Source organism: Microbacterium sp. OR21, from assembly GCF_047306785.1.
Taxonomy (GTDB): domain Bacteria; phylum Actinomycetota; class Actinomycetes; order Actinomycetales; family Microbacteriaceae; genus Microbacterium; species Microbacterium esteraromaticum_E.
Map to the genome: position 1 here is coordinate 668361 of NZ_JAZEXJ010000002.1, position 21456 is coordinate 689816.

Genomic DNA, 21456 nt, shown 5'->3' on the forward strand with positions numbered 1-21456 from the left:
GAACGCGACTACGGTCTCGCCCAATAGCGCTTCTCGGTGTCGACGCTTCCGCCCCACCCGGCGACATCGACCCAGACGTCCACGCCATCGCGGCCCTGGTAGCAGCCGAGCTGCTTGGAGCCCCGTCCGTCGAAGTTCACGGTGTAGGCACCGGCGATCTGACCGTACGCACTGGAGTGGCACGTCACCGTCTTGCTTCCCAGGTTCGCGTTCTCCCAGTTGACGACGAACTGTCGGCATCCGTTCACGCATCCGCTGCCGGCGCTGTCGCCCTGGGTCACCCAGATCTTGGGCGGCGGCGGCGCACTGGTCGTCGCGGAGTACGTCTGCGACTCGGCGGCCCCGCCCTTCGTCGCCTCCACGCGCACCTTGATGCTGTGCGTCTGGTTGTAGCCGTTGCCGACGATCCGCTCGCCCCTCTCGGAGCCGACCTTCTGCCAGCCGCCGCCGTCGATGCTGATGTAGGTCGTGATCGGGCGGCCGTTGTACGAGCTGCTCGAATTCCATGTCAGACGGATCGCCTGGTCGCCGCTCTTCGACGCGCTGCCGCTCGGCGCGCGAGGTGCGCCGTAGGGAGTGACGGAGTTCGACGCGGTCGACGGGCCCGGCTGCGACTGCTGACCGCCGACGACCGAGTACGCGCGGACCCGGACGGTGTACGGCGTGCCGTTGTCGGCCGCGATGTCGGACCGGCCGTCCCACGCCTGCCACTGCTGCGCGTTCAGCTGGTACTGGTAGCGCATCTCGCTCGGCGCGGCACCGTTGCGGGCCGCCTCCGTCATCGTGAAGCTCACCCGGATCGCCCGATCCAGTTCCTGTGCGGTCACACTCGACGGAGCACCGGGCTGGCCGAAGGCCCTCCTCGGTGCGGACTGCGCGCCGACCTGGTTCCAGCCGGCCTTGTTCTCCGCACGCACGGCGTAGGTGTAGTCGGTGGTGCTGGTGGGAACCCGCACCGTCTGCGAGGTCGAGGTGCCGGTCGACACGCGTCCCACTTCCGCGCCGCCGCGGTAGGTGATCAGCTCGTACTGCCGGATGGCGTCTCCGTTGGGGAACGCCGCGTCCCACGCGACGGTCATCTGGGCCTCGGAGCCAACCGATGGTGCGCTCGTGACTCGAGGCGCCGGCACCGCCCCGGGAATCCCGGCCGGGATCTCGGCCGCGGAGTACAGGCTCCAGCTCGACGGGTCGGGCGCGCGGTTGTGCGCCTGGATCCGCACACTGTAGCTCGTTCCGTTCTCGAGCCCCTCCCAGCGCAGCGAGTTGCCGGTGACGCCGGTCTTCTGACCGATGCCCGACGGCGGCGTCGGCGAGATCTCGAGGGTGTACGACTCGACCGGCGATCCGCTCGAGGTCGGCGTCGTCCACGTCACATCGAGAGCCTTGTCGCCGAAGACCAGCTTCGGGGGCAGCGGCGTGTCGGGGCGGGTGTCGGGGCGGGCGACCGCCGATGCGGCCGACGCCGGGCCCTCGCCCACGCGGTTGGTCGCTGTGACCTGGAAGGTGTACTCGACGTTGTTGGTGAGCCCGTCGAGGGTGCAGGTCGTCGACGCGCACGCCTTGCTGTACGGGTTGCCCGACACCGAGCTCACGGTGTACTCGGTGATCTCGGCGCCGTTGTTCGACGGCGCCGACCAGTTCAGCACCACGGTGCGGTCCTCGACCGCGGTCACCGTCGGCCGTCCCGGGGCATCCGGGATGCCCTGCACGGTGACCGTGATCCGGCCCTCGACCTCCCGATCCGGGTCCTTCGTCGCGTCCTGGACGCGGTAGCGCACCACCATGACGCCCACGAACGTCTTGTCCGACGTGATCTCGACGTTGTCGCCCGAGGGCTTGACCCGCCCGGAACCGCTCTCGACGACAGCCGAGATCAGTTTGAGGGGTGTGCCCTCTGCGGCGAACGGGTTGATGTCGTTGGCCAAGGCGGGGACGGTGATCGTCTCGCCCTGATCGGCCTCGTCGACCGAGTCGGGGCTGGCGACGGCGAGGGAACGCGTGGATGCCGTGACGGTGACCTGCACCGTGCCGTCCACCGGTTCGGTGGTGCCGTCGGTGACCGAGATCGGGATGGTGACCGTGGTGCCCTTCGGGGTGTCCGGTCCGGTCTCGGCATACAGCGTCGTGCCGTCGACGCGTGCGCTGATGCCCTTGCCCGGCTGCGAGCCGACCGAGAAGCGCAGGTTGCCCTGGTCCTTCGGGTCGGGGTCGGTCGCGAGACCGGACAGGTCGAGTGCGGTCGCCTTCTCGCCCGGCGCGATCTGCATCTGCGCACTCGTCAGCGTCGGCGGCTGGTTGTCGGGCGGCAGCACGGTGATCGGGATGGTCAGAGTGGCCTTGCGCCCCTCGGGGTCATCCGGACCGTCGCCGTCGGTCACCTCGAACGTCAGCGCGTCCTCGCCGAAGTAGCGATCCCGCGAGGTGTAGACGAGGGTCGTCGTGTCCTTGATCAGGTCGTCGCCGTTCGCGAACGAGGCGCTGACCTTCGAGGCCTCGGTGAGCCGCACATCGCCGCCGCCGGCGACCACGACGTACTTGTCGAGGGGGATCTCCTTCGTCTCTCCGCTCCTCACCTCGAGCGGCTTGGTCGACTTCAGCCGGGGACGCATCTCGTCGATCGCCGGCACGAAGATGAACGCCGACGCCGACAGTTCGTCCTGATCCGTGATCACATAGCGGATCAGCTGGCGCTCCTCGCCCACCGTCACCCGCACCTTGCCGTCACCGAGCACGCGCGCGCCGTCCTCGACGGTCAGCTCGACTCCTTCGATCGTGCCGTCCGGATCCTCATCGTTGCGGAGGATGTCGAGGTCGACCGACAGATCGTCTTTCACGTCCTCGACCTGCACGCGGTCATCCCGCGCGATCGGGTTCATCAGCGGGACTTCCTCGTCGACCTTCACGAAGATCGCCGCCGTCGACTGCGCACCCTTGTCGTCGCTGATCGTGTACTGCAGCGAGGTGTCGAGCTCGTCATCGGGCACATCGATGATGATGCGGTCGCCCGAGATCTTCGCGGTCATGTCCTTCACATCGGAAGGAAGTGTCAGACCCGACTTCACGTAGCCGATCCGGTCGCCCTCGGGGTCGGAGTCGTTCGCGAGGGCGGGTACCGCCACGGACCGACCGGGACGGACGACGACGGAGTCGTTGACGGCGTACGGCGCCTGATTCACCGCCTCCGGAGGGGCGACGCCCATGCGGATGGTCGCCTTCGCCTCGGCGCCCAGGCGGTCGCGCACCCGGTAGCTGAAGGCATCCACGCCGGATGCGTCTTCATATGCCTCGTAGGTGAGGAAGTTGCTGCCCTGCTCGACGATGCGGCCCTTCGCGGGTGCGCTGTCGACGCCGATCAGCTCGACCGAGTCTCCGTCTGCATCGAGCCCGTCGAGCGGCACGGGGATGTTGATCCGCGAGCCGGCCAGAGCGCGTGCGGTCAGATCCCGCGGGCGAGGGGCGGCGTTGGTGCCGTCCTCGTCGATCGGCAGCACCTGCACGGCGATGTGCCCGCCGGCCTTCTGACTGCGAGAGTCGACCGCCTCGTACGTGATGTACACGGTGCCCGGGTTCTTCCCTGCGCGGAAGCGCACGGCATCCTGTGAGACGAACGCCTCGCCGTCCTCGGGGTCGACAAGTGGTTCGACGAGGTCGGGGGCGACGTGCAGCTTGTCGCCGCTCGGATGCACGTCGTTGTCGAGCACCGGGATCGTGACCACGTCGCCGACGCGCACGACGGCCTCGTCGTCGTTCGTGACGGGGGCCAGCAGCTTGGTCGGCGCCGGGATCGGGATGACCACCACATCGCCCTCTGCGGACTTCTTGCCGTTCGAGATGCGGTAGGTGATGCGCACCGGCTCATCCAGCGACCCCTGGTCGCTGATGCGCAGCGTCTCGTGGTTGAGCACCGAGACGTTCACACCGCTGCTCGGCGGCACCGAGACCGACTGCACGACGAGCACGCCGCCGGCCGGGTCGCTGTCGTTGCCGAGCACCCCGACGAGCGCCTCGCTGCCGGTCGTGAGCATGGCCACATCGCGCACGGCGACGGGTGCCAGCTCGCTCTCCTGCTTGTCGAGCACGTCGACGCGCACGATCCCCTTGGCCGGCTTCGGGCCTGCCGTCGCCAGGTACTGCACGTAGTAGGTGTTGGGAGTCTGCGCCTTGAACGTGAACTTGCGGTTGGCATAGTCGCGGTCGATCTCGGCACCCGGAGTGTCTTCAACTCGTGCCAGACGCAGCTGCTCCCGACCGGAGCTGGTGTCGTTCGCCAACGGAGACACGGTGACGGACTCGCCCGCGCGGGTCACCACGTGGTCAGCGTTGGTGAGCGGGTTGGTCGAGCCCTCGGGCTTCACATCGAGCAGGATCTTGCCGTTGGAGACCTTGCCCATCGCATCCGAGACCGCGATCTCGACCTCTTTGCGCCCCTGCAGACTCGCAACAGCCCGGTAGGTGATCTTGCCGTCGGTGGTGAACTCGACCTCATCGCCATCGGCCGCCACGACGCTGCGCAGGTACAGGTCGTCGCCGTCGGGGTCGCGCCAGTCGGGCAGCACGTTGTACGAGACCGTACCGCCGGTCTCGACCGCCATCTTGCTCGTGCGCTTGGGGCGAGGGGCGCCGTTGGTCTTCTCATCGTGCACCGACACGGTGACGATCGCCTGATCCTTGCCGCCTCGGCCGTCGTCGATCTCGTAGGTGAAGGACGCCGTGCCGGTCGCGTCTTCGGGGACCGAGATCTGCAGGGCGGCGCCGTTGAGGATGGGTCGCACCTCTCCGACCGACGGCTGCTTGCCCACGAGCGACGCCACCAGCACGTCGCCATCGGGGTCGTTGTCGTTGTCGAGCACGGGCAGCAGGGTGGTGCCACCCGGGCGCACGCCGAGATCGGGATCGTCCTCGGCCGTCGGCGGAGTGTTCTTCTCCTTGCGCTCGGGCAGGGAGGTCTCGACGGTCTCCTGGGAGGTGTTCTCGTCGTCCTCGCTCTCGCCCTCCGGTGGAACGAGAACGCTCCAGTCGTCGACACGCTGCAGGCTCTCGTTCGCCAGCCACGCGGCGCCGCCGATGATGTCGTTGAGTACGATCACGTCGCGGTTGACCCGGAAGGTGAGCGACTCGGCGTTCTCGGCGCCGGGGATGCTCTCCTTCACATCGAGCGAGTCGCCGCTGCAGTCGCGGATGAAGGTCGCCGAGATCGACCACGCGCCGTAGGTGCAGCCGCGCAGCTGCACGGGCGCGGCGGGGTTCCCTGTGCCGTCCGCGTCGGTGGCGACCGGGTCGCCGCCGTCGAGCGGGACCTGCAGCAGCGAGGTCGGGGTCGACAGCGCCACGGAGGCGGATTCGGCGGATGCCTGCTGCAGCACGGCATCCGTCGCCTGAGCGAGCTCGGTGCGGAAGCCCCCCGGCGTCGTCAGGACGCCCGCCGCGGCGTCGAGGACCACGGGAGTGGATCCGACGGCGGTGATGCTCGGCGGCTCGCTCAGATCGAGCTCTCCCACCGACGCGGTCGCAGGCTCGAGCGGCATGCCCTCGGGGTCGGACGGAACCGTGACGACCTCGCCCTTCTCACCCGAGAGCGCGTACACCGTGCCGTCGCGCCCCACCGTCACGTCGGCGCCCTTGCCGAGCTCGACCGTGGGATCGGCGGCCTTGATGTCGAAGCCCGAGAGGCCCTTGGCCGACGTGATCCACAGGTCGCCGGACTTGTCGTCGAGGATCGCCACGGTCTTCGCGCCGAGCGCGACCTTGGCGCTGCCGGGCACCGACGCGCTGTCGCCCAGCACCATCCGCGCCGGATCCACTGCCGTCAGCGTGCTCTCGCCCTTGTCGGCGACCAGCACCGTCGCGCCATCCTGCAGCACGTCGTAGTTTTCACTCGCCGCGCGCATTCCGCCGTCGAGGACCGTGGACTCGTGGTTGAAGTGCCCCACGAGGAAGCTCGACGACTTCGTCAGCCACACTCCGGCGTCGTTCAGGTCGACCTTCGTCGTCGGCAGACCGTCGTACGCGACGGCCATCGAGGTGAGCGCCACCGCACCGATCGCCACTCCGGCGATGGATGCGGCCGTCTTCGGCCGTGCTCGAACCCACGACAGTGCCTTCATACCGAGTCGTCCCCCCTCAAGCGCCGCGAAACGCCGTGTTTATCCTAACCACGGTCGTCGCACGCGCACCCTTCGGAGCATGGGCAGCGCTCCCCATGCCCCGGCCGACCGGCCGGCCGACACAGCAGAGCGGGTGCACGGCGCAGAGCCGTGCACCCGCCCGGTGCATCATGAAGCCGCGTCAGCGCACGGCTGCGTACGCGTCGACGAGTCCCTCTCCGTAGTAGGAGTTCTCGTCGTCGGTGCCGACACACGGGGCCGCGACAGCGGAGACTGTGCACGCCGTGTCGGCGGCCTGAGCGCGCAGTTCGTCGATGATCCGCTCCGGTCCCCAAGCGGGGTGGGCCGACTTCATCAGGGCTGCGACTCCCGCGACGTGCGGCGACGCCATCGAGGTGCCGCTCTTCAGCCCGTATCCGTTGTTGCGGACGATGGTCGACAGCACACGGCTGCCGGGGGCTGCCACGTCGATGGAGCCGAGGCCCCGGTTCGAGAACGACGACAGCGCGCCGCGGCTGTCGACGGACGAGACGGTCACGACTCCGTCGAGCTCGGTCGGGATGTCCTTGCACGAGCTGTTGATCTCACGTGCCGTGGGCTTGTCGGCGTCGTTCGGGCTGGACGTGTCGACGGTCTTCGACGACAGGTCGTACGAGCTGTTGCCGGCGGCGGCGACGTGCACGGCGCCCTTCGACGTCGACCAGTCGACGGCGCGACGCACGGCCTCCATCGCCGGAGCCTGCTCGGGCTGGTCGCCGCACCAGAACTCGAACGGGTCGACGTAGTAGCTGTTGTTCGTCACGTCCATGCCTTTGAGGCCGGCCTCCATGAAGCCGCAGACCGCGTACTCGGGGTAGATGAACCCGTCGTCGTTGACGACCTTGACCGACGCCATCTTCGAACCGGGGGCGACACCGACGATGCCCACGCCGTTGCGGGCGGCGCCGATGGTGCCGGCGACATGCGTGCCGTGGTCGCTCGTCGTGGGCGCCCACGCCGCCTCACCCGTCGCCGGGCGCCCCGCGTCGGTGCATCCGACCGAGTTGAATCGGTCGATCTGGCTGGCGAGGTCGGGGTGATCGGGGTCGATGCCCGAGTCGAGCACGCCGATCAGCACATCGGGAGAGCCCGTCGTGATCTCGTGCGCCTGCGGCACGTTGATCATCTGCATGTCCCACTGCTCGCCCTCGCGCGGGTCGGTGAATGTGGCCGCGGTGCCGTCGGAGATGTCGGTCTTCTTCGACTCGGACTTCTTGAGCTGCCCCTTGCCGGGGCCCCACGGCGTCGCGACGCCCTCCGGAGTACCCTCGCTGACCGCCACCGAGCGGGTGGGGCCCGCGGACGCGATCGAGTTGCCGCCCGCGGCGACGACCGCGGTGCGGAAGTCCGCCTTCGTCGAGTGCGCGACGATCACGCCGATCTGCGGCCAAGACTGCACGACGACACCACCCGCCGCGACCACCGCGGCCTCGGCCTTGCGCACCTGGCCGGGGTTGACGATCTTCGTGTTGACGACGTAGCTCGACACCTGGCCGTCGGGCGTCGAGATGGGCACCGGCGTCGATGCCTTCTCGAGCGCGGGGGCGGCGAACGCCGGCTGGACGCCGATGACGCTCACTCCGAGGATGGCGGCTGCCACGGCGATCTTCGCTGTTCGGGATCTCATCTGGATGGCACTCCTTCGTGTCATGTGCGGGCGGTTCTCGCACCGCTCACCCGATCCTGTCAGAGACCCCCGACTCGCCCGCGGAGGCGTCGGCGACCGTGTCGGCCCGCCAGCATCCCTCGACATGGTCGTCGACCATGCCGGCCGACTGCATGAGCGCGTACATCGTGGTCGGCCCGACGAAGCGGAATCCGCGCGAGCGCAGCGCTCTGCTGAGGGCGGTCGATTCGGCGGTCACGGCAGGAACATCGCCGAAGTCGCGAGGGCGGGGTCGGGGTCGGGATGCCGGTGGCGCGAACGACCACATCAGGGCATCCAGCTCACCCTCGGCCATGTCGCGCACGAGTGCCGCGTTCGAGATCGTCGCCTCGATCTTGGCGCGGTTGCGGATGATCCCGGCATCCGCCATCAGCCGCTCGACGTCGTCGGGGCTGAAGGCGGCGACCAGAGCGGGATCGAACGCGGCGAACACCTCCCGGAACCGGGGACGCTTGCGCAGGATAGTGATCCAGCTGAGCCCCGCCTGGAAGCCCTCGAGGGCCATCTTCTCGAACAGCGCGCGATCGCCGCGCAGCGGGCGACCCCATTCCTCATCGTGGTACCGGCGGTACTCGTCGTCATCACCGACCCACGCGCAGCGCGTGCGTCCGTCGGTCGCGGTGAGGAGGGATGCCATTCCGCCACGCTACCGCCGGCGTCGGACACCGTGTCGACGGTCAGGCGCGCTTCTTCTGGCGCAGCGCCTTCTCGGACACCGGGGCGTCACCGGAGGCCTCGAGCGCGGCGTAGTACGCGCGCGCCTCGTCCTGCCGCTGCTGCTCGACGCCGCTCGCGATGGGGGCGCGCACGTGCTCGGGCTCGTAGCCGAACGCCTGCACGAGCTCGAGGGCGTGTGGGCGCAGGCGCGCGCACAGCCGGTCGATGTAGCTCGACACCGCGGCGGCGCGCTGCATCGACAGACGCCCGTTGATCATGTGCCAGGCGAGGTGCTTCTCGATCAGCGACAGCCCGAACAGGTCGCGCAGCCAGGTGAGCACACGCAGGGTGTCGGCGTCGTCGACCCGACGGATCGCATCGGTGAAGGCCTCCCACTGCAGCAGCTCGCCGTGCGCGCGGGCGGCTTCGATCAGCTCCGCCTGGTTCTCGTTGAACAGCTTCTCGCCGAGCACCTTGTCCTTGCCGGCGGCGCGGAGGCGACCCGCGATGTCGGCGACCATCTGCTGCACGCGCTCGGTGAGCAGCTCATGCTGCTGCTCCTCGCGCAGACCGAGCTCGACCGAGCGGGCGACCTGTCCGAAGTCGGCCACGGCCTGGCCGAGTGCGCGCAGGCCCGCGCCGTGGAACACCTTGCCGGCCGTCTGCCCGACCGCGTACCGGGCGAGCGTGCGTGCGTCGGCGCCCTTGAACTGCTTCGCGAAGTCGGTCAGCAGGCGCTTGCCGACCAGCTGCAGCAGGATGTTGTTGTCGCCCTCGAACGTGACGTAGATGTCGAGGTCTGCGCGCAGGCCGACGAGGCGGTTCTCGAACATGAACCCGGCGCCACCGCAGGCCTCGCGTGCCTCCTGCAGCGTGTCGAGCGCATGCCACGTCGACAGCGGCTTCAGGGCCGCGGCGAGGGTCTCGAGGTCTTCGCGGTCTTCGGGGGTGTCGGTGCGGCCGGAGAAGACCCCGTCGAACTTCTGCAGGAACTCGTCGTGCGCGAAGATCTGCGCGTAGGTGGTGGCCAGGCGCGGCAGCAGGCGACGCTGGTGCTTGCCGTAGTCGAGCAGCACGGTCTCCTCGCCGCTCGCGCCGTCGAACTGCCGGCGCTGCGTCGCGTAGGTGATGGCGATGTGCAGGCCGAGAGCGGATGCCCAGGATGCTGCGCCGTCGAGCGAGACCCGGCCCTGCACGAGGGTGCCGAGCATGGTGAAGAAGCGGCGCCCGGGGCTCTCGATCTCGCTCGTGTAGGTGCCGTCGGCGGCGACGTCGCCGTAGCGGTTGAGCAGGTTGGTGCGCGGGACGCGCACGTGGTCGAAGCTGAGACGCCCGTTGTCGATTCCGTTCAGGCCACCCTTGAGACCGTCGTCCTCACGGCCGATGCCGGGCAGGTCCTGGCCGTTCTCGTCGCGCAGCGGCACGTAGAAGCAGTGCACGCCGTGGTTCACGCCGTTCGTGATCAGCTGCGCGAACACCGTCGCAGCGATGCCGTGCAGGGCGGCGTTGCCGAGGTACTCCTTGGTCGCCGCGCGGAACGGCGTGTTGATCACGAACTCCTCGGTGTCCGGGTCGTACGTCGCGGTCGTGCCGACGGCGGCGACGTCGGAGCCGTGGCCGATCTCGGTCATCGCGAAGGCACCGGGGATCGACAGATCCATGATCCCCGGAAGCCACTTCTCGTGGTGCTGCTCGGTGCCGAGCTGCAGCACAGCCGAACCGAAGAGCCCCCACTGCACGCCCGACTTGATCTGCAGGCTCGGGTCTGCGGCGACGAGCTCTTCGAAGCCGGCGATGTTCGCGCCGTTGTTCTCCTCGCCGCCGAACCTCTTCGGGAACGCGCGGTGGACCGCGCGGCTGTCGACCAGCAGGTGCAGCTGCGAGAGCACGCGCTCGCGGTGCTCGTCCTTCGCGAGGCTGTCGTCGCGCCAGAACGCCGGATCCTTGATCATCTCGCGCGCCTCGCGGCGGGTGTCGGCCCACGTGCCGAGCAGCAGGTCGTTCACGCGCTCGACATCGATCGCGGCCGCCTCGCGCTCGGCGTCGGTGATGGTGGGGCGGATGGCTGCGTCGACCATGGCGGGTCCTTTCAGGAAGGAGCAGGGATGCCTCGATGGTAGATCGACGACAACGCAGAGCGAACCCGACTGTGGACTTTCGCCAATCATCTCCGGTGGGAGGCTTCTCCCCCGTTGTCGTCAGTCCACAGCATCCGGACTATCGGCTCAGCTGATCCTCCGCGTCGACGTCCTTGCCGGTCGGGTCCCACTTGATGACGAGCAGCGAGACGAGCCCGGCCAGAGGCGCGAGCGCGACGATCCAGAACACGCCGGTCGACAGCGAAGCGGCGAGCACGGGGAAGAAGACGAGCGAGACGATCGAGAAGACCCGCTTGACGGCCTCGTTGAATCCGACGCCGACGCCGCGCAGACGCGTCGGGTAGGACAGCGTCGCGTAGCTCATCAGGTTGGCGCCCGGCCCGCCGGCCTGCGCGAAGACGAAGGCGGCGAGCATCGCGATCGCGATGATCACCAGAGCGCCCGACGGGATGCCGACTGCGGCGAGCACGAGCAGCGACGCGGCCTGGATGGCGAATCCGATGATCGTCATCCTGCGGGCGCCGACGCGGTTGATCAGGGCCACGCCGAGGAGGCCGCCCGCGGCGCCGAAGCCGAGGTTGATGACCAGGGCGGAGAGGATGGTGACGAGCGGGCCCTGCTGGAACAGCATGGCGATGATCAGCGGGGTGCCGTAGGCGACGGCGTTGTAGCCGAACGTCGAGAACACCGACACGCACAGGGCTGCGATGGTGCGCAGCCGGTAGCGGGCGGCGAACAGCTCGCCGTACTGCCGCCAGTGACCGGTGCGGGCCTTGACCGTCGTGCGGGCGCTCTCGGCATCCGGAGCGAGCTCGACCTCGAGACCGTGGTGCGAGCGCATCACGTCGACGGCACCGCGCAGGTCGCCCTGGTCGGCGAGCCACTGCGGTGACTCGGCCATGTACTTGCGCCGCACGAGCAGCACGACGATCGCCGGTACGGCACCGAAGCCCACGACCACGCGCCACAGGATGTCGTGCTGAGCGACGGGCAGCAGCAGGAACACGGCCAGCACCAGCAGGTAGCCGAATCCCGTGGCGATGTACCAGGCCGGCGACCAGGCGTTCACGCGCTGCGAGCGGCTGCCCGAGCCGCGCAGCTTCGAGAACTCCGCGAGGAAGGCCATGGCGACCGGCAGGTCGAGGCCGACGCCGATGCCCATCATGAAGCGGAAGAAGATGAGCACCCACTCGTTGGGGGCGAGCGCGCAGCCGATGGCGGCGACGACGAAGAACGCCATGTCAGCCATGAACAGCTTGTACCGGCCGAAGCGGTCGACGAGCATGCCGCCGAAGATGGCGCCGACCACCGAGCCGACCATGATCGCAGCATTGACGACGCCGGTCATCAGCGGGTCGAGACCGAATTCCTCCTTCACGGCGGTGATGCCGAAAGCCAGGGAGGAGAAGTCGTAGGCGTCCATGAAGATGCCGCCCAGCGCGAGCACGATGATCGCCTTGGTCTTCGTGCCCTGCGACCCCTTCTCGGCGAGCAGGGCGTGCACGTCGCGCGCGGTGCGGATCACCGTGGACGAGGTCTTCTGATCGAGGCTCATGAGCGTCAACGCTAGAGCGGGATGACGCCGCGTGACGTCACGAGTCGTCACGCGGCGTCATGTTTCACCAGGCCGTGCGGATGGTGCCGTTGCCCTCGATGACCTCGCGGACCTCGTCGCTCGTGAACGCCTTCTTCAGCGCCTCGGTGGCCTCGGAATCGGCATCCTTCTGCTGCACCACGACGTTGAGCGCGAAGCGGTCGTCGAGTTCGGTGATCAGGCCGTCGTCCTCGGGCGTGAGCCCGAGGGCCTTGATGTGCGAGGGCCACTGGAAGACGAGGTCGGCCTCTTCGTAGGCGGCGTTGAGCGAGGCGATCGGCACCTGCACGAACTCGACGTCCTTGGGGTTCTCGGTGATGTCCTTCACCGTCGCGGAGTAGGGGTCGACCTCGGGATCGAGCGTGATGATGTCGTTGGCGGCGAGCAGCTTGAGCGCGCGGCCGGTGTTGGACGGGTCGTCCGGGATGGCGACCTTCGCACCCTGCGGCAGGTCGGCGATGTCGTCGAGGGTCTTCGAGTAGAAGGCGATGACGAAGTTGTAGACCGGCTGCACGCCGACCAGGGTGGCGTCGTTGCCCTCGTTGAACGTCTGCATGTAGGGGATGTGCTGCGAGAAGTTCGCGTATACGTCGCCGCTGTTCAGGATGGTGTTCGCGGTGATGTAGTCGGCGACCTCGACCAGCTGCACCTCGTATCCGTCTTCGATGGCCTCGCCGGCGGCCTCGACCACGTCGGTCATCGGCGCCTGCACCGCGGCGACCTTGAGCACCGTCGGCTCGTCCGAGCCGGCATCCGGCTTCTGGTCCGCCGCCGGGGCGCAGGCGCTGGCGGTCAGAACCGCGCCGAGGGCGAGCGCGGCGAGGGCGGTGCGTGACTTCTTCATATGTTCTCTTCCGTTTCGATCGAGGGGTCAGCGATGGTCGAGCCGCACGGAGGTGCGGTGTCCCACGGCCTGGATGGCGAGCACGCACACGATGATGATCACGATCGTGAGGTACATGAGGTTGTCGTTGTAGACCTGGTAGCCGTAGCGCATGGCGAAGTCGCCGATGCCGCCGCCGCCGACGACGCCGAGCACCGTCGAGTACGACAGCAGGCTGATCGCGGCCGACGTCAGGGCGTAGACGAGACCGGAGCGGGCCTCGGGCAGCAGCATCCGGAACACCGCCTGCGGCACCGTCGCGCCCGACGCTACGGCGACCTTCGAGATGCCGGCGGGGATCTCGCGCAGGATCTGCTCGGTGAGTCGCGCGTAGATCGCGACGGCGACGAAGCAGAGCGGCAGCGTGGCGGCCTGGGTGCCGAAGCTCGTGCCGATCACCGCCCGGGTGAACGGGATGAGGAAGACGACGAGCAGCAGGAACGGGAACGACCGCACCACGTTGATGTACAGGTTCGCGACGGTGTTGATCACGCGGTGCTCGGCGATGCCGCCCCGCTCGGTGAGATAGACCACCGTGCCCAGCGGCAGCCCGACGAGCACCGCGGCGAGCAGGGAGACGAGCATCATGTATCCGGTCTCGGCCATCGACTGCGCGATGTCCTCGCCGTATTCGGCGAGCAGGTCGGTGAGCCAGGTCATGCCGTCAGCTCTCGTTCGACCTGCTCGTAGTAGCTCGGCAGCGAGCGGGAACCCGCGGCGTCGATCTCGAAGATCCGGCGCAGGCGGCCCTTCTCGAGCAGCGCAGCGCGGTCGCAGATCGCCTTGACGACGTCGAGGTCGTGGGTGATCACGATGACGGTAGTGCCGAGCTGGTCGCGGGCGTCGGCGAGCACGCGCAGCACGTCGGCGGTGGTCGACGCGTCGAGTGACGAGGTGGGCTCGTCGCAGAGCAGCAGGGACGGCTGCGAGACGAGGGCTCGGGCCAGGCCGACCCGCTGCCGCTCGCCGCCGGAGAGCTGGGCGGGGAAGTGCTCGGCTCGATGCGTCAGGCCGACGAACGAGAGCATCTCGTCGACCGCGTCGCGCTGCTGCGCCGCGGTGAGGCGGTTCTCGTCGCGCCGTGGGAGGCGAAGGGGAAGACGCACGTTGTCTCGCACCGTGCTGTTGCTGAGCAGATGGACACCCTGGAAGACGACACCGACGTCACGGCGCAGGCGGCGCAGGCCCGCGCGATCGAGGTCGGCGACCGAGACGTCGCGCACGCGGACGTCGCCGTCGGTCGGCCGGGTGAGGCCGTTGATCAGCTCGAGCAGAGTCGACTTGCCGGCCCCGCTCTCGCCGATCACGCCGAAGATCTCGCCGGGGCGGATGCCGAGGGTCACGTCGTCGAGTGCGGGGCGCTCGTCGCCGTCGGGGCGGAACCGCTTCGTCACATGGCGGAACTCGACGATCGCGGGCAGGTCGGTGGCCATCGCGGTCTTTCGGGGTGGGGGTTAGGGCCGGCTGTCGGACCCGCGGTGGGGCGAGCGGCCTTTTCTGTACGTGATCCAAATTATAGTTGAGCCATGAGTCTCAGGTACCGGACGGAAGCGATCAACGGTGACGGCGGCACGGGCACGGCCCGCGTGATCGATGGCATGGAGGTGCCGGTCGCCTCTCCCCTGGCGCCGAACCCCGATCCGGATGCCTCGAACCCCGAGCAGCTGCTGGCACTGGCGTGGTCGACGTGCCTGAACGCGACCGCGCAGGCGCTGGTCAAGCGGGAGCGTCGCACGGCGGTGCGCATCGAGGTCGAGCTGCATGACGCCTCCGAGGGACCCGGCTACGAGTTCCACGTCGACACGTACCTGTCGGCCGAGGGGCTGACACTGGCGGCGACCGATGACCTGCTCGAGCGCGCGCACGCTCGATGCCCGGTGTCGAAGCTGCTCCGCGGCGCGAGCACGGTGCAGGTGCACGCGGAGGAGTACACCGGCGTCAGCGCCTGAGCCGGGCGCGCGCACACGGTCAGTGCGCCGCGATCACCTCGAGCACGGCGGCGCCGTAGGCATCCCGCTTCTTCTCGCCGATGCCGCTGATGCCACCGAGGCCGGCGACGGTCGTCGGCCGGTGCTCCGCGAGCGCGCGCAGCGTCGCATCGCCGAACACGATGTAGGCGGGCACACCCTGCTCGCGTGCGGTCGCCGCGCGCCAGGCGCGCAGCGCCTCGAAGAGGTCGCGGTCCGCGGCATCCAGGACATCCGCCGCGCTCGTCTTGCGGGCGCGCGACGAGCCACCTGAGCGCCCCATCGTGTCTTTGCGCAGCGGCACCTCGGTCTCGCCGCGCAGCACGCCGGTGGCGGCCTCGCCCGGCGCGAGGGTGCCGTACTCGCCCTGGGCGACGAGGATGCCCCTCGCCAGCAGCTGCCGCACGACGCTGCGCCAATCCTGGTCTGACAGGTCGGCGCCGATGCCGTAGGTGGCGAGCTGCTCATGGCGCATCTTTCGGATGCGGTCGTTCGAGGCTCCGCGGAGGATGTCGATCAGGTGGCCCGCACCGAACGCCTGGTTGCGCTCGCGTTTGAGGCGCACGATCGTCGACAGCAGCTTCTGCGCGGGGATGAGCCCGTCGAAGGTGTCCGGTCGCTCGAGGCAGGTGTCGCAGTTTCCGCACGCCGCGCTGTCCTGCCCGAAGTACCGCAGCAGGTTCTGCCGCCGGCAGGCGACCGTCTCGCACAGCGCGAGCATGGCATCGAGGTGCTGACCCATGCGCATCTTGAAAGTCCGGTCCCCCGGGCTCTGGTCGATGAGCCGACGCTGCTGCACGACGTCGCCGAGCCCGTAGGCCATCCAGGCTACCGACGGCTCGCCGTCACGGCCCGCACGACCGGTCTCCTGGTAGTAGCCCTCGACCGACTTGGGCAGATCGATGTGCGCGACGAAGCGCACGTCGGGCTTGTCGATGCCCATGCCGAAGGCGATGGTCGCGACCATGACGACCCCGTCGTCGCGCAGGAAACGGGCCTGGTTCGCCGCCCGCACCTCGGCCGGCAGGCCGGCGTGGTAAGGCAGAGCGTCGAAGCCCTTGGATGCCAGGTGCTCGGCCGTCTGCTCGACCGACTTGCGACTGAGGGCGTAGACGATGCCGGCAGCACCCGCGGGTTGGGATGAGATGAACTCGACGAGCTGTCGGCGCACCTCCACCTTGGGCACGATGCGGTACTGGATGTTCGGCCGGTCGAAGCTCGCCACGAAGTGCTGCGCGGTGGGCAGATGCAGCCGCTCGGTCAGCTCCTGGTGGGTCGCTCGCGTGGCGGTGGCGGTGAGTGCCATGCGCGGCACACCGGGGAAGCGCTCTGCCAGATCGCCCAGGGCGAGGTAGTCGGGGCGGAAGTCGTGCCCCCACTGCGACACGCAGTGCGCCTCGTCGATCGCGATCACGCTGAGCGTGCCGCGCTGCAGCAGCTGCGTGGTCTGGGCCGACGACAGTCGCTCGGGAGCGACGTAGATGAGATCGAGTTCACCGGCGACGTAGGCGCGTTCGACCTCGCGCCGCTCATCCGCCGCCTGGGTGGAGTTGAGGTACGCGGCACGCACGCCGTTCGCGCGCAGGGCGTCGACCTGGTCGTGCATCAGCGCGATCAGCGGACTGATCACAAGCCCGGTGCCCTCCCGCACCAGTGCGGGCACCTGGTAGGTGATGGACTTTCCGCCACCGGTCGGCATGAGCACGACGGCGTCGCCGCCCTCGATGACGTGCTCGACGATCGCGGCCTGGTCGCCGCGGAACGCGTCGTACCCGAACACGGTGCGCAGCGCCTCGATGGCGGTCGGGAACCGCGACGGTGCCGCCGCCGGGGGGCCGGATGCCGGGGTGCGCCCGGCCGACGCAGGCGGCGTCATCGGGCCGGATCCCCAGTCGAGCGGCGGCTCCCAGCCGTCTTCCGGCGGCACCCAGTCGAGTTCCTCCGGCGGAAGATCATCGTACGGGTCGTCGGGGTACGGCACATCCTCGTACGGGTCACGGGGAGGCTGCGGCATCCCTCCAGCGTAGCCACCGGCACCGACAGGAAGGTCTGCCCCGCCCGATAGCCTGGGAGGGTGGCATCCCGACCCGCGCTCAGCACGCGCACCCTCCTCGTCTGCGCTGCCATCGGCGTGGCCACCGGGATCCTCGGCGGCGTCGCCGGCCTCGTCACCGTCGGCGTGATCACGTTCGTGCCGTTCGTGTACGGACTCGTGCTCGGTGTGCACGTGCTTCCGGGCATCATCGCGCAGGAGGTGCTGCGCAAGCCGATGGTCGCACTGATCACGCACGTGATCGCGGCACTGATCTCGAGCGCCTTCACCCCGATGTGGGCGATGCGCTACATCGGCACGGCTCTGCTCTTCGGCGCGATCCAGGAGGGCGTCGCCGCCCTCACCCGCTACCGCGCCTGGGGCCGGTGGCGGTTCTTCGTGTCGGCGGGGATCATCGGAGTGCTGGTGGCGATCGTGGTCGGAGTCATCGTCGATCTGGCGCAGTTCGCACTGTGGGTGCAGGTGAGCTATCTGATCGTCTCGGTGCTCGGGCCGGTGGTGTGGACGGCGATCGGCATCGCCATCGGCAATGCGCTGCGCCGAGCCGGCATCGCCCCGCGCTGATCGACTCCCGCGCCGCGCGATGACGGTCAGGTCGGGCTAAATTAGGGGAACCACCCGCTCACAGAGGATCCGCCCGTGCGCCCTTCCGCGCCCCTGCTCCGCGTTCGCGACCTGAGCGTCACGCACGAGGGCGCCGCGCACCCCGCGCTGCGGGACGTCTCGTTCGACGTCCATCCGGGTGAGGTGGTGCTGCTGCTCGGTCCGAGCGGATCGGGCAAGTCGACTCTCACCCTCGCGCTGAACGGCCTGATCCCACAGTCGGTCGAGAACGCGGCCATGACCGGATCCGTGCAGGTCTCCGGTCTCGACTCCCGCTCTACCGCGGTGGCGCAGCTGAGCACCGAGGTCTCGATGGTCTTCCAGGACCCGGACTCGCAGCTTGTGACCGGAACGGTGCTCGACGAGGTCGCCTTCGCGCTCGAGAACCTGCGGATGCCGGCATCCGAGGTGCTCGTGCGCGCCGAGCAGGCGCTGCGCCGCATGGGACTCTGGGGGCGCCGCCGCTGGAACCCCGACCTGCTCTCCGGCGGGGGACGCCAGCGTCTCGCGATCGCTTGCGCTCTGGCCCTGCGCTCGCGCGTCATCGTGCTCGACGAGCCGACCGCCAACCTCGACCCGCAGGGTGTGCGCGACGTGTACTCCGCCCTCGGCGAGCTGATCCGGGATGCCGAGGAGCGTGCGATCGTGCTCGTCGAGCACGACGTCGATGCGGCCGCCGATCTCGCGACTCGCGTGATCGTGCTGGATCACGACGGACGCGTGCTGCTCGACGGCCCGGCGAGACAGACGCTGCGTCAGCACGCTGGGGCTCTGCGAGAGCTGGGCGTGCTCTCTTCCGACGACCGGACGACCGGCACCGGCGAGCGGGTGCCCGCCGCGGCTGAAGGCCGTGCACGAGAGGCGATCCCGCGCGCCCTCGACGCCGCCCCGGCGATCACCGCCCGCGATCTCATCGTCGACAAGCGCGGCGCACGCCTGCTCGACGTGCCCCACCTCGACATCGCGCGCGGCTCGTTCACCGTGATCATGGGGGCGAACGGCGCGGGCAAGACGACGCTGCTGCAGGCGCTCGGCGGCGTGGTGCCGCCGACGCACGGCACGGTGCTCATCGACGGGCTCGATGCCGGGCGCGCCTCGCCCCGTGCGCTCGCCGCGCACGTCGGCTTCGTCTTCCAGAACCCCGAGCACCAGTTCATCGCGGCGACCGTGCGCGACGAGCTGGCCCACGGCCTGCGGCTGCAGCGGATCGGCGCCGCCGAGATCGACGAGCGCGTCGACGAGATGCTGGCCCGCTTCGATCTCAGGGCCAAAGCTCACGTGCATCCGTTCCTGCTCTCCGGCGGCGAGAAGCGGCGGCTGTCGGTCGGCACCGCCCTGATAGCCCGCCCATCGGTCATCGCGCTCGACGAGCCGACCTTCGGCCAGGACAGAGCGCGGGCGACCGAGCTGCTCGGCCTGCTGCAGGAGCTGCAGCGGTCGGGTACGACCGTCGTCATCGTCTCGCATGATCGACGATTGGTCGCCGACTACGCGACCGACGCCGTGCTGGTCGCCGGCGGCGAGGTGATCGCCGTGGGTCCGGCGGCCGAGGTGCTCGCGCAGACGGAACCGGATGCGCTGGCACCCGGCCCGGCGGCCGGCCCGGCGACACCGGTGACCGAGCCCACGCCGATCGATCCCTACGCCGACGTTCCCGCACCTGCGCGCTTCTGGCTGCACGGGGTCAACCCGCTCGCCAAGTTCGGCGCCGTCATCCCGGCGATGGCGCTGCTGGCGTTCACTCGCGACCTGTTCACCCCGGCGATCCTGCTCGCTGCGGCGTACGCGGTGATCCTCACCGGCGCACGCCTCACGCGGCGCACCGCCGCGGTGCTGCTGCTCGGCGTGCCACTCGCCGTCGCCGTGCTGAGCGTCGGCTTCGGCGTGTGGGTCGACGCGGAGCAGGTCGCCGGCACGGCCACCGTCGTGCGGATCGGCGACTGGACGCTGCACTCGGGAGCCCTGCTCAGCGGACTGGCCACCGCGCTGCGCCTGGCGGGAATCCTCACCCTCGCCCTCATCGGCGGGCTCACCACTCGCGGCCCCGACCTCGTGCGCGCGACCGTGCAGCAGCTGCGGGTGCCGTATCGGATCGGCTACACCGCCCTCGCCGCCTACCGGTTCGTGCCGCGATTCGCCTACGAGCTGTCGATCATCCGTGCCGCGCACCGCGTGCGCGGCCAGGGCGGCGGACGCGGCCCGCTGGCGCGCGTCGCGCGAGCGTGGGGCTACATCGTGCCGCTGCTGGCATCGGGCATCCGGCATGCCGAGCGGGTGGCGCTGGCGATGGATGCCCGCGCCTTCGGCGCCCACGCGACCCGCACCGAACGGCACATCGTGCCGTGGCGCACCCGCGACACGGTGTTCACGGTGGCGGTACTGCTGGCATCCGCCCTCGTCTTCGGCTTCACCTTCCCCTGGCAGCCGAGCTGACCCCCGGGCGCAGCCGCTCAGAGATGGGAAGTGCGGGTTCCCGACATCGGAAACCCGCACTTCCCATCTCTGCACCGCGGCGGCAGAGTCAGCCTGCCTGGTCTCAGCGCTTACCGGCGATCTGACGCCCGACGATCTCGCGCATGATCTCGTTGGTGCCGCCGTAGATGCGGTGCACCCGGGCGTCGGTGAAGGCGCGCGCGATCGGGTACTCCATGATGTAGCCGTAGCCGCCGTGCAGCTGCACGCCCGTGTCGAGCACCTCCCACTCGCGCTCGGTGACCCAGAACTTCAGCTGCGCGGCCTCTTCGGCGGTGAGCTTCGAGGCGGCGTACGCTTTGAGCCCGCGGTCGACATAGGCCCACACCGCGTCGGCCGTGGTGGCCATGTCGGCGATGCGGAAGCGGGTGTTCTGGAAGTCGATGACCCGCTCGCCGAACGCATCGCGATCCTTCGTGTAGTCGACCGTCCACTTCACGGCCGCCTGGATAACGGCGGCGGCGGAGACGGCGATCGACAGGCGCTCGAGCGGCAGGTTCATCATCAGCTGGATGAAGCCCTGGCCCTCCTTGCCGCTGATGAGGTTCTCGTCGGGCACGAAGACGTCGGTGAAGCTGAGCTCGGCGGTGTCCCAGCCGTGGAAGCCCATCTTGCTGAGCTTCTTGCCCTGGTCGAAGCCCTCCATGCCCTTCTCGACGATCAGCAGGCTGAACGCGTCGGGCCGGTTGCCCTCGCCGGTCTTGACGAAGGTGACGACGATGTCGGCGGTGGTTCCCGACGAGATGAACGTCTTGGCGCCGTTGAGGATGTAGCCGCCGTCGACCTTCTTCGCGTTGGTCTTGATGCCGCGCAGGTCGCTGCCGGCACCGGGGTCGGTCATCGCCAGCGCTCCGAGGATCTCACCGGTGGCCATGCGCGGCAGCCACTTCTCCTTCTGCTCCTGCGTGCCCATGTGCACCAGGTAGGGCACGGCGAGGTCGTCCTGGATGCCGAGCGCACCGGCGAGCGATCCGGCGCCGGCTCCGATGACCTCCTCGTTCACGATCGCGCGGAAGCGGTAGTCCTGCAGCATGCCCGCGCCACCGAACTCCTCCGGGACGGAGAGACCGATGATGCCGGCCTCGCCTGCGGCCCGCATGGTCTCGCGGTCGACCTCACCGGCGGCATCCCACCGCTCGATCGACTCGTTCGAGACGTGTCGCTTGACGAAGTCCTTGACCAGGTCGCGGAAGGCCTCGTGGTCCTCTTCGTAGATGTCGCGTTCCATGGCATCCTCCTGAAAGTCGTGTGCGTCCTCGCACCGCGAGTCTAGGTCGGAAAGCCACCGCCGGACACTCATTTGTGGGAACAGGTCTCAC

13 protein-coding genes are annotated in these 21456 nt (G+C 69.2%); 3 read left to right on the forward strand and 10 right to left on the reverse strand.

From position 1 onward, the window contains the following. Positions 1-8: 8 nt before the first annotated feature. The 8 genes from V2S04_RS07760 to V2S04_RS07795 all read right to left on the reverse strand — a co-directional run bounded on the left by V2S04_RS07760 (position 9) and on the right by V2S04_RS07795 (position 14475). Positions 9-6104 (reverse strand): Ig-like domain-containing protein, encoded by a 6096-nt coding sequence (locus tag V2S04_RS07760; protein WP_413637935.1) that lies wholly within the window; start codon positions 6102-6104, stop codon positions 9-11. Positions 6105-6285: 181 nt separating this feature from the next. Then, on the reverse strand, positions 6286-7770 hold the full coding sequence (locus V2S04_RS07765; protein WP_413637937.1) for a S8 family peptidase: 1485 nt from the start codon (positions 7768-7770) through the stop codon (positions 6286-6288). A gap of 46 nt (positions 7771-7816) precedes the next feature. Further along, positions 7817-8446 (reverse strand): DNA-3-methyladenine glycosylase I, encoded by a 630-nt coding sequence (locus V2S04_RS07770; RefSeq protein ID WP_413637938.1) that lies wholly within the window; start codon positions 8444-8446, stop codon positions 7817-7819. A 40-nt stretch (positions 8447-8486) separates the two neighbouring features. Then, positions 8487-10544: an acyl-CoA dehydrogenase gene (locus V2S04_RS07775; RefSeq protein ID WP_413637939.1), complete on the reverse strand. Its 2058-nt coding sequence runs from the start codon at positions 10542-10544 to the stop codon at positions 8487-8489. 139 nt (positions 10545-10683) lie between these two features. Further along, positions 10684-12120: an MFS transporter gene (locus V2S04_RS07780; RefSeq protein WP_340087588.1), complete on the reverse strand. Its 1437-nt coding sequence runs from the start codon at positions 12118-12120 to the stop codon at positions 10684-10686. A 64-nt stretch (positions 12121-12184) separates the two neighbouring features. Next, on the reverse strand, positions 12185-13003 hold the full coding sequence (locus tag V2S04_RS07785) for a MetQ/NlpA family ABC transporter substrate-binding protein (RefSeq protein WP_413637941.1): 819 nt from the start codon (positions 13001-13003) through the stop codon (positions 12185-12187). Between the two features lie 27 nt (positions 13004-13030). Then, positions 13031-13702, reverse strand: coding sequence for a methionine ABC transporter permease (locus V2S04_RS07790; RefSeq protein WP_099196077.1), 672 nt, complete (start codon positions 13700-13702; stop codon positions 13031-13033). Beyond that, positions 13699-14475 carry a methionine ABC transporter ATP-binding protein gene (locus V2S04_RS07795; RefSeq protein WP_413637943.1) on the reverse strand — a complete coding sequence of 259 codons (777 nt, stop codon included), beginning with the start codon at positions 14473-14475 and terminating at the stop codon, positions 13699-13701. Before V2S04_RS07795 ends, V2S04_RS07790 begins: the two co-directional genes overlap by 4 nt. 93 nt (positions 14476-14568) lie before the next feature. Here V2S04_RS07795 and V2S04_RS07800 point away from each other — a divergent pair, with 93 nt between their 5' ends. Continuing rightward, positions 14569-14991: an OsmC family protein gene (locus tag V2S04_RS07800; protein ID WP_413637944.1), complete on the forward strand. Its 423-nt coding sequence runs from the start codon at positions 14569-14571 to the stop codon at positions 14989-14991. Between the two features lie 19 nt (positions 14992-15010). Here V2S04_RS07800 and recQ read toward each other — a convergent pair whose 3' ends face one another. Further along, on the reverse strand, positions 15011-17023 hold the full coding sequence (recQ, locus tag V2S04_RS07805; protein ID WP_413637945.1) for a DNA helicase RecQ: 2013 nt from the start codon (positions 17021-17023) through the stop codon (positions 15011-15013). A gap of 60 nt (positions 17024-17083) precedes the next feature. Here recQ and V2S04_RS07810 point away from each other — a divergent pair, with 60 nt between their 5' ends. Then, the gene (locus V2S04_RS07810) at positions 17084-17626 is read left to right on the forward strand and encodes an ECF transporter S component (RefSeq protein WP_413637946.1); all 543 of its coding nucleotides are present in this window, start codon (positions 17084-17086) and stop codon (positions 17624-17626) included. Positions 17627-17701: 75 nt separating this feature from the next. Continuing rightward, on the forward strand, positions 17702-20098 hold the full coding sequence (locus V2S04_RS07815) for an ATP-binding cassette domain-containing protein (RefSeq protein WP_413637947.1): 2397 nt from the start codon (positions 17702-17704) through the stop codon (positions 20096-20098). 103 nt (positions 20099-20201) lie between these two features. Here the strand turns inward: V2S04_RS07815 and V2S04_RS07820 are convergent, their stop codons facing one another. Continuing rightward, a complete protein-coding gene (locus tag V2S04_RS07820) occupies positions 20202-21365 on the reverse strand; it encodes an acyl-CoA dehydrogenase family protein (protein WP_413637948.1) in 1164 nt (387 codons plus the stop codon). Positions 21366-21456 lie beyond the last annotated feature (91 nt).

Excerpts from the sequence above, each read along its gene's own strand:
- V2S04_RS07760 (WP_413637935.1), bottom strand. The coding sequence starts at position 6,104 with ATGAAGGCACTGTCGTGGGTTCGAGCACGGCCGAAGACGGCCGCATCC.
- V2S04_RS07765 (WP_413637937.1), bottom strand. The coding sequence starts at position 7,770 with ATGAGATCCCGAACAGCGAAGATCGCCGTGGCAGCCGCCATCCTCGGA.
- V2S04_RS07770 (WP_413637938.1), bottom strand. The coding sequence starts at position 8,446 with ATGGCATCCCTCCTCACCGCGACCGACGGACGCACGCGCTGCGCGTGG.
- V2S04_RS07775 (WP_413637939.1), bottom strand. The coding sequence starts at position 10,544 with ATGGTCGACGCAGCCATCCGCCCCACCATCACCGACGCCGAGCGCGAG.
- V2S04_RS07780 (WP_340087588.1), bottom strand. The coding sequence starts at position 12,120 with ATGAGCCTCGATCAGAAGACCTCGTCCACGGTGATCCGCACCGCGCGC.
- V2S04_RS07785 (WP_413637941.1), bottom strand. The coding sequence starts at position 13,003 with ATGAAGAAGTCACGCACCGCCCTCGCCGCGCTCGCCCTCGGCGCGGTT.
- V2S04_RS07790 (WP_099196077.1), bottom strand. The coding sequence starts at position 13,702 with ATGACCTGGCTCACCGACCTGCTCGCCGAATACGGCGAGGACATCGCG.
- V2S04_RS07795 (WP_413637943.1), bottom strand. The coding sequence starts at position 14,475 with ATGGCCACCGACCTGCCCGCGATCGTCGAGTTCCGCCATGTGACGAAG.
- V2S04_RS07800 (WP_413637944.1), top strand. The coding sequence starts at position 14,569 with ATGAGTCTCAGGTACCGGACGGAAGCGATCAACGGTGACGGCGGCACG.
- recQ (WP_413637945.1), bottom strand. The coding sequence starts at position 17,023 with ATGCCGCAGCCTCCCCGTGACCCGTACGAGGATGTGCCGTACCCCGAC.
- V2S04_RS07820 (WP_413637948.1), bottom strand. The coding sequence starts at position 21,365 with ATGGAACGCGACATCTACGAAGAGGACCACGAGGCCTTCCGCGACCTG.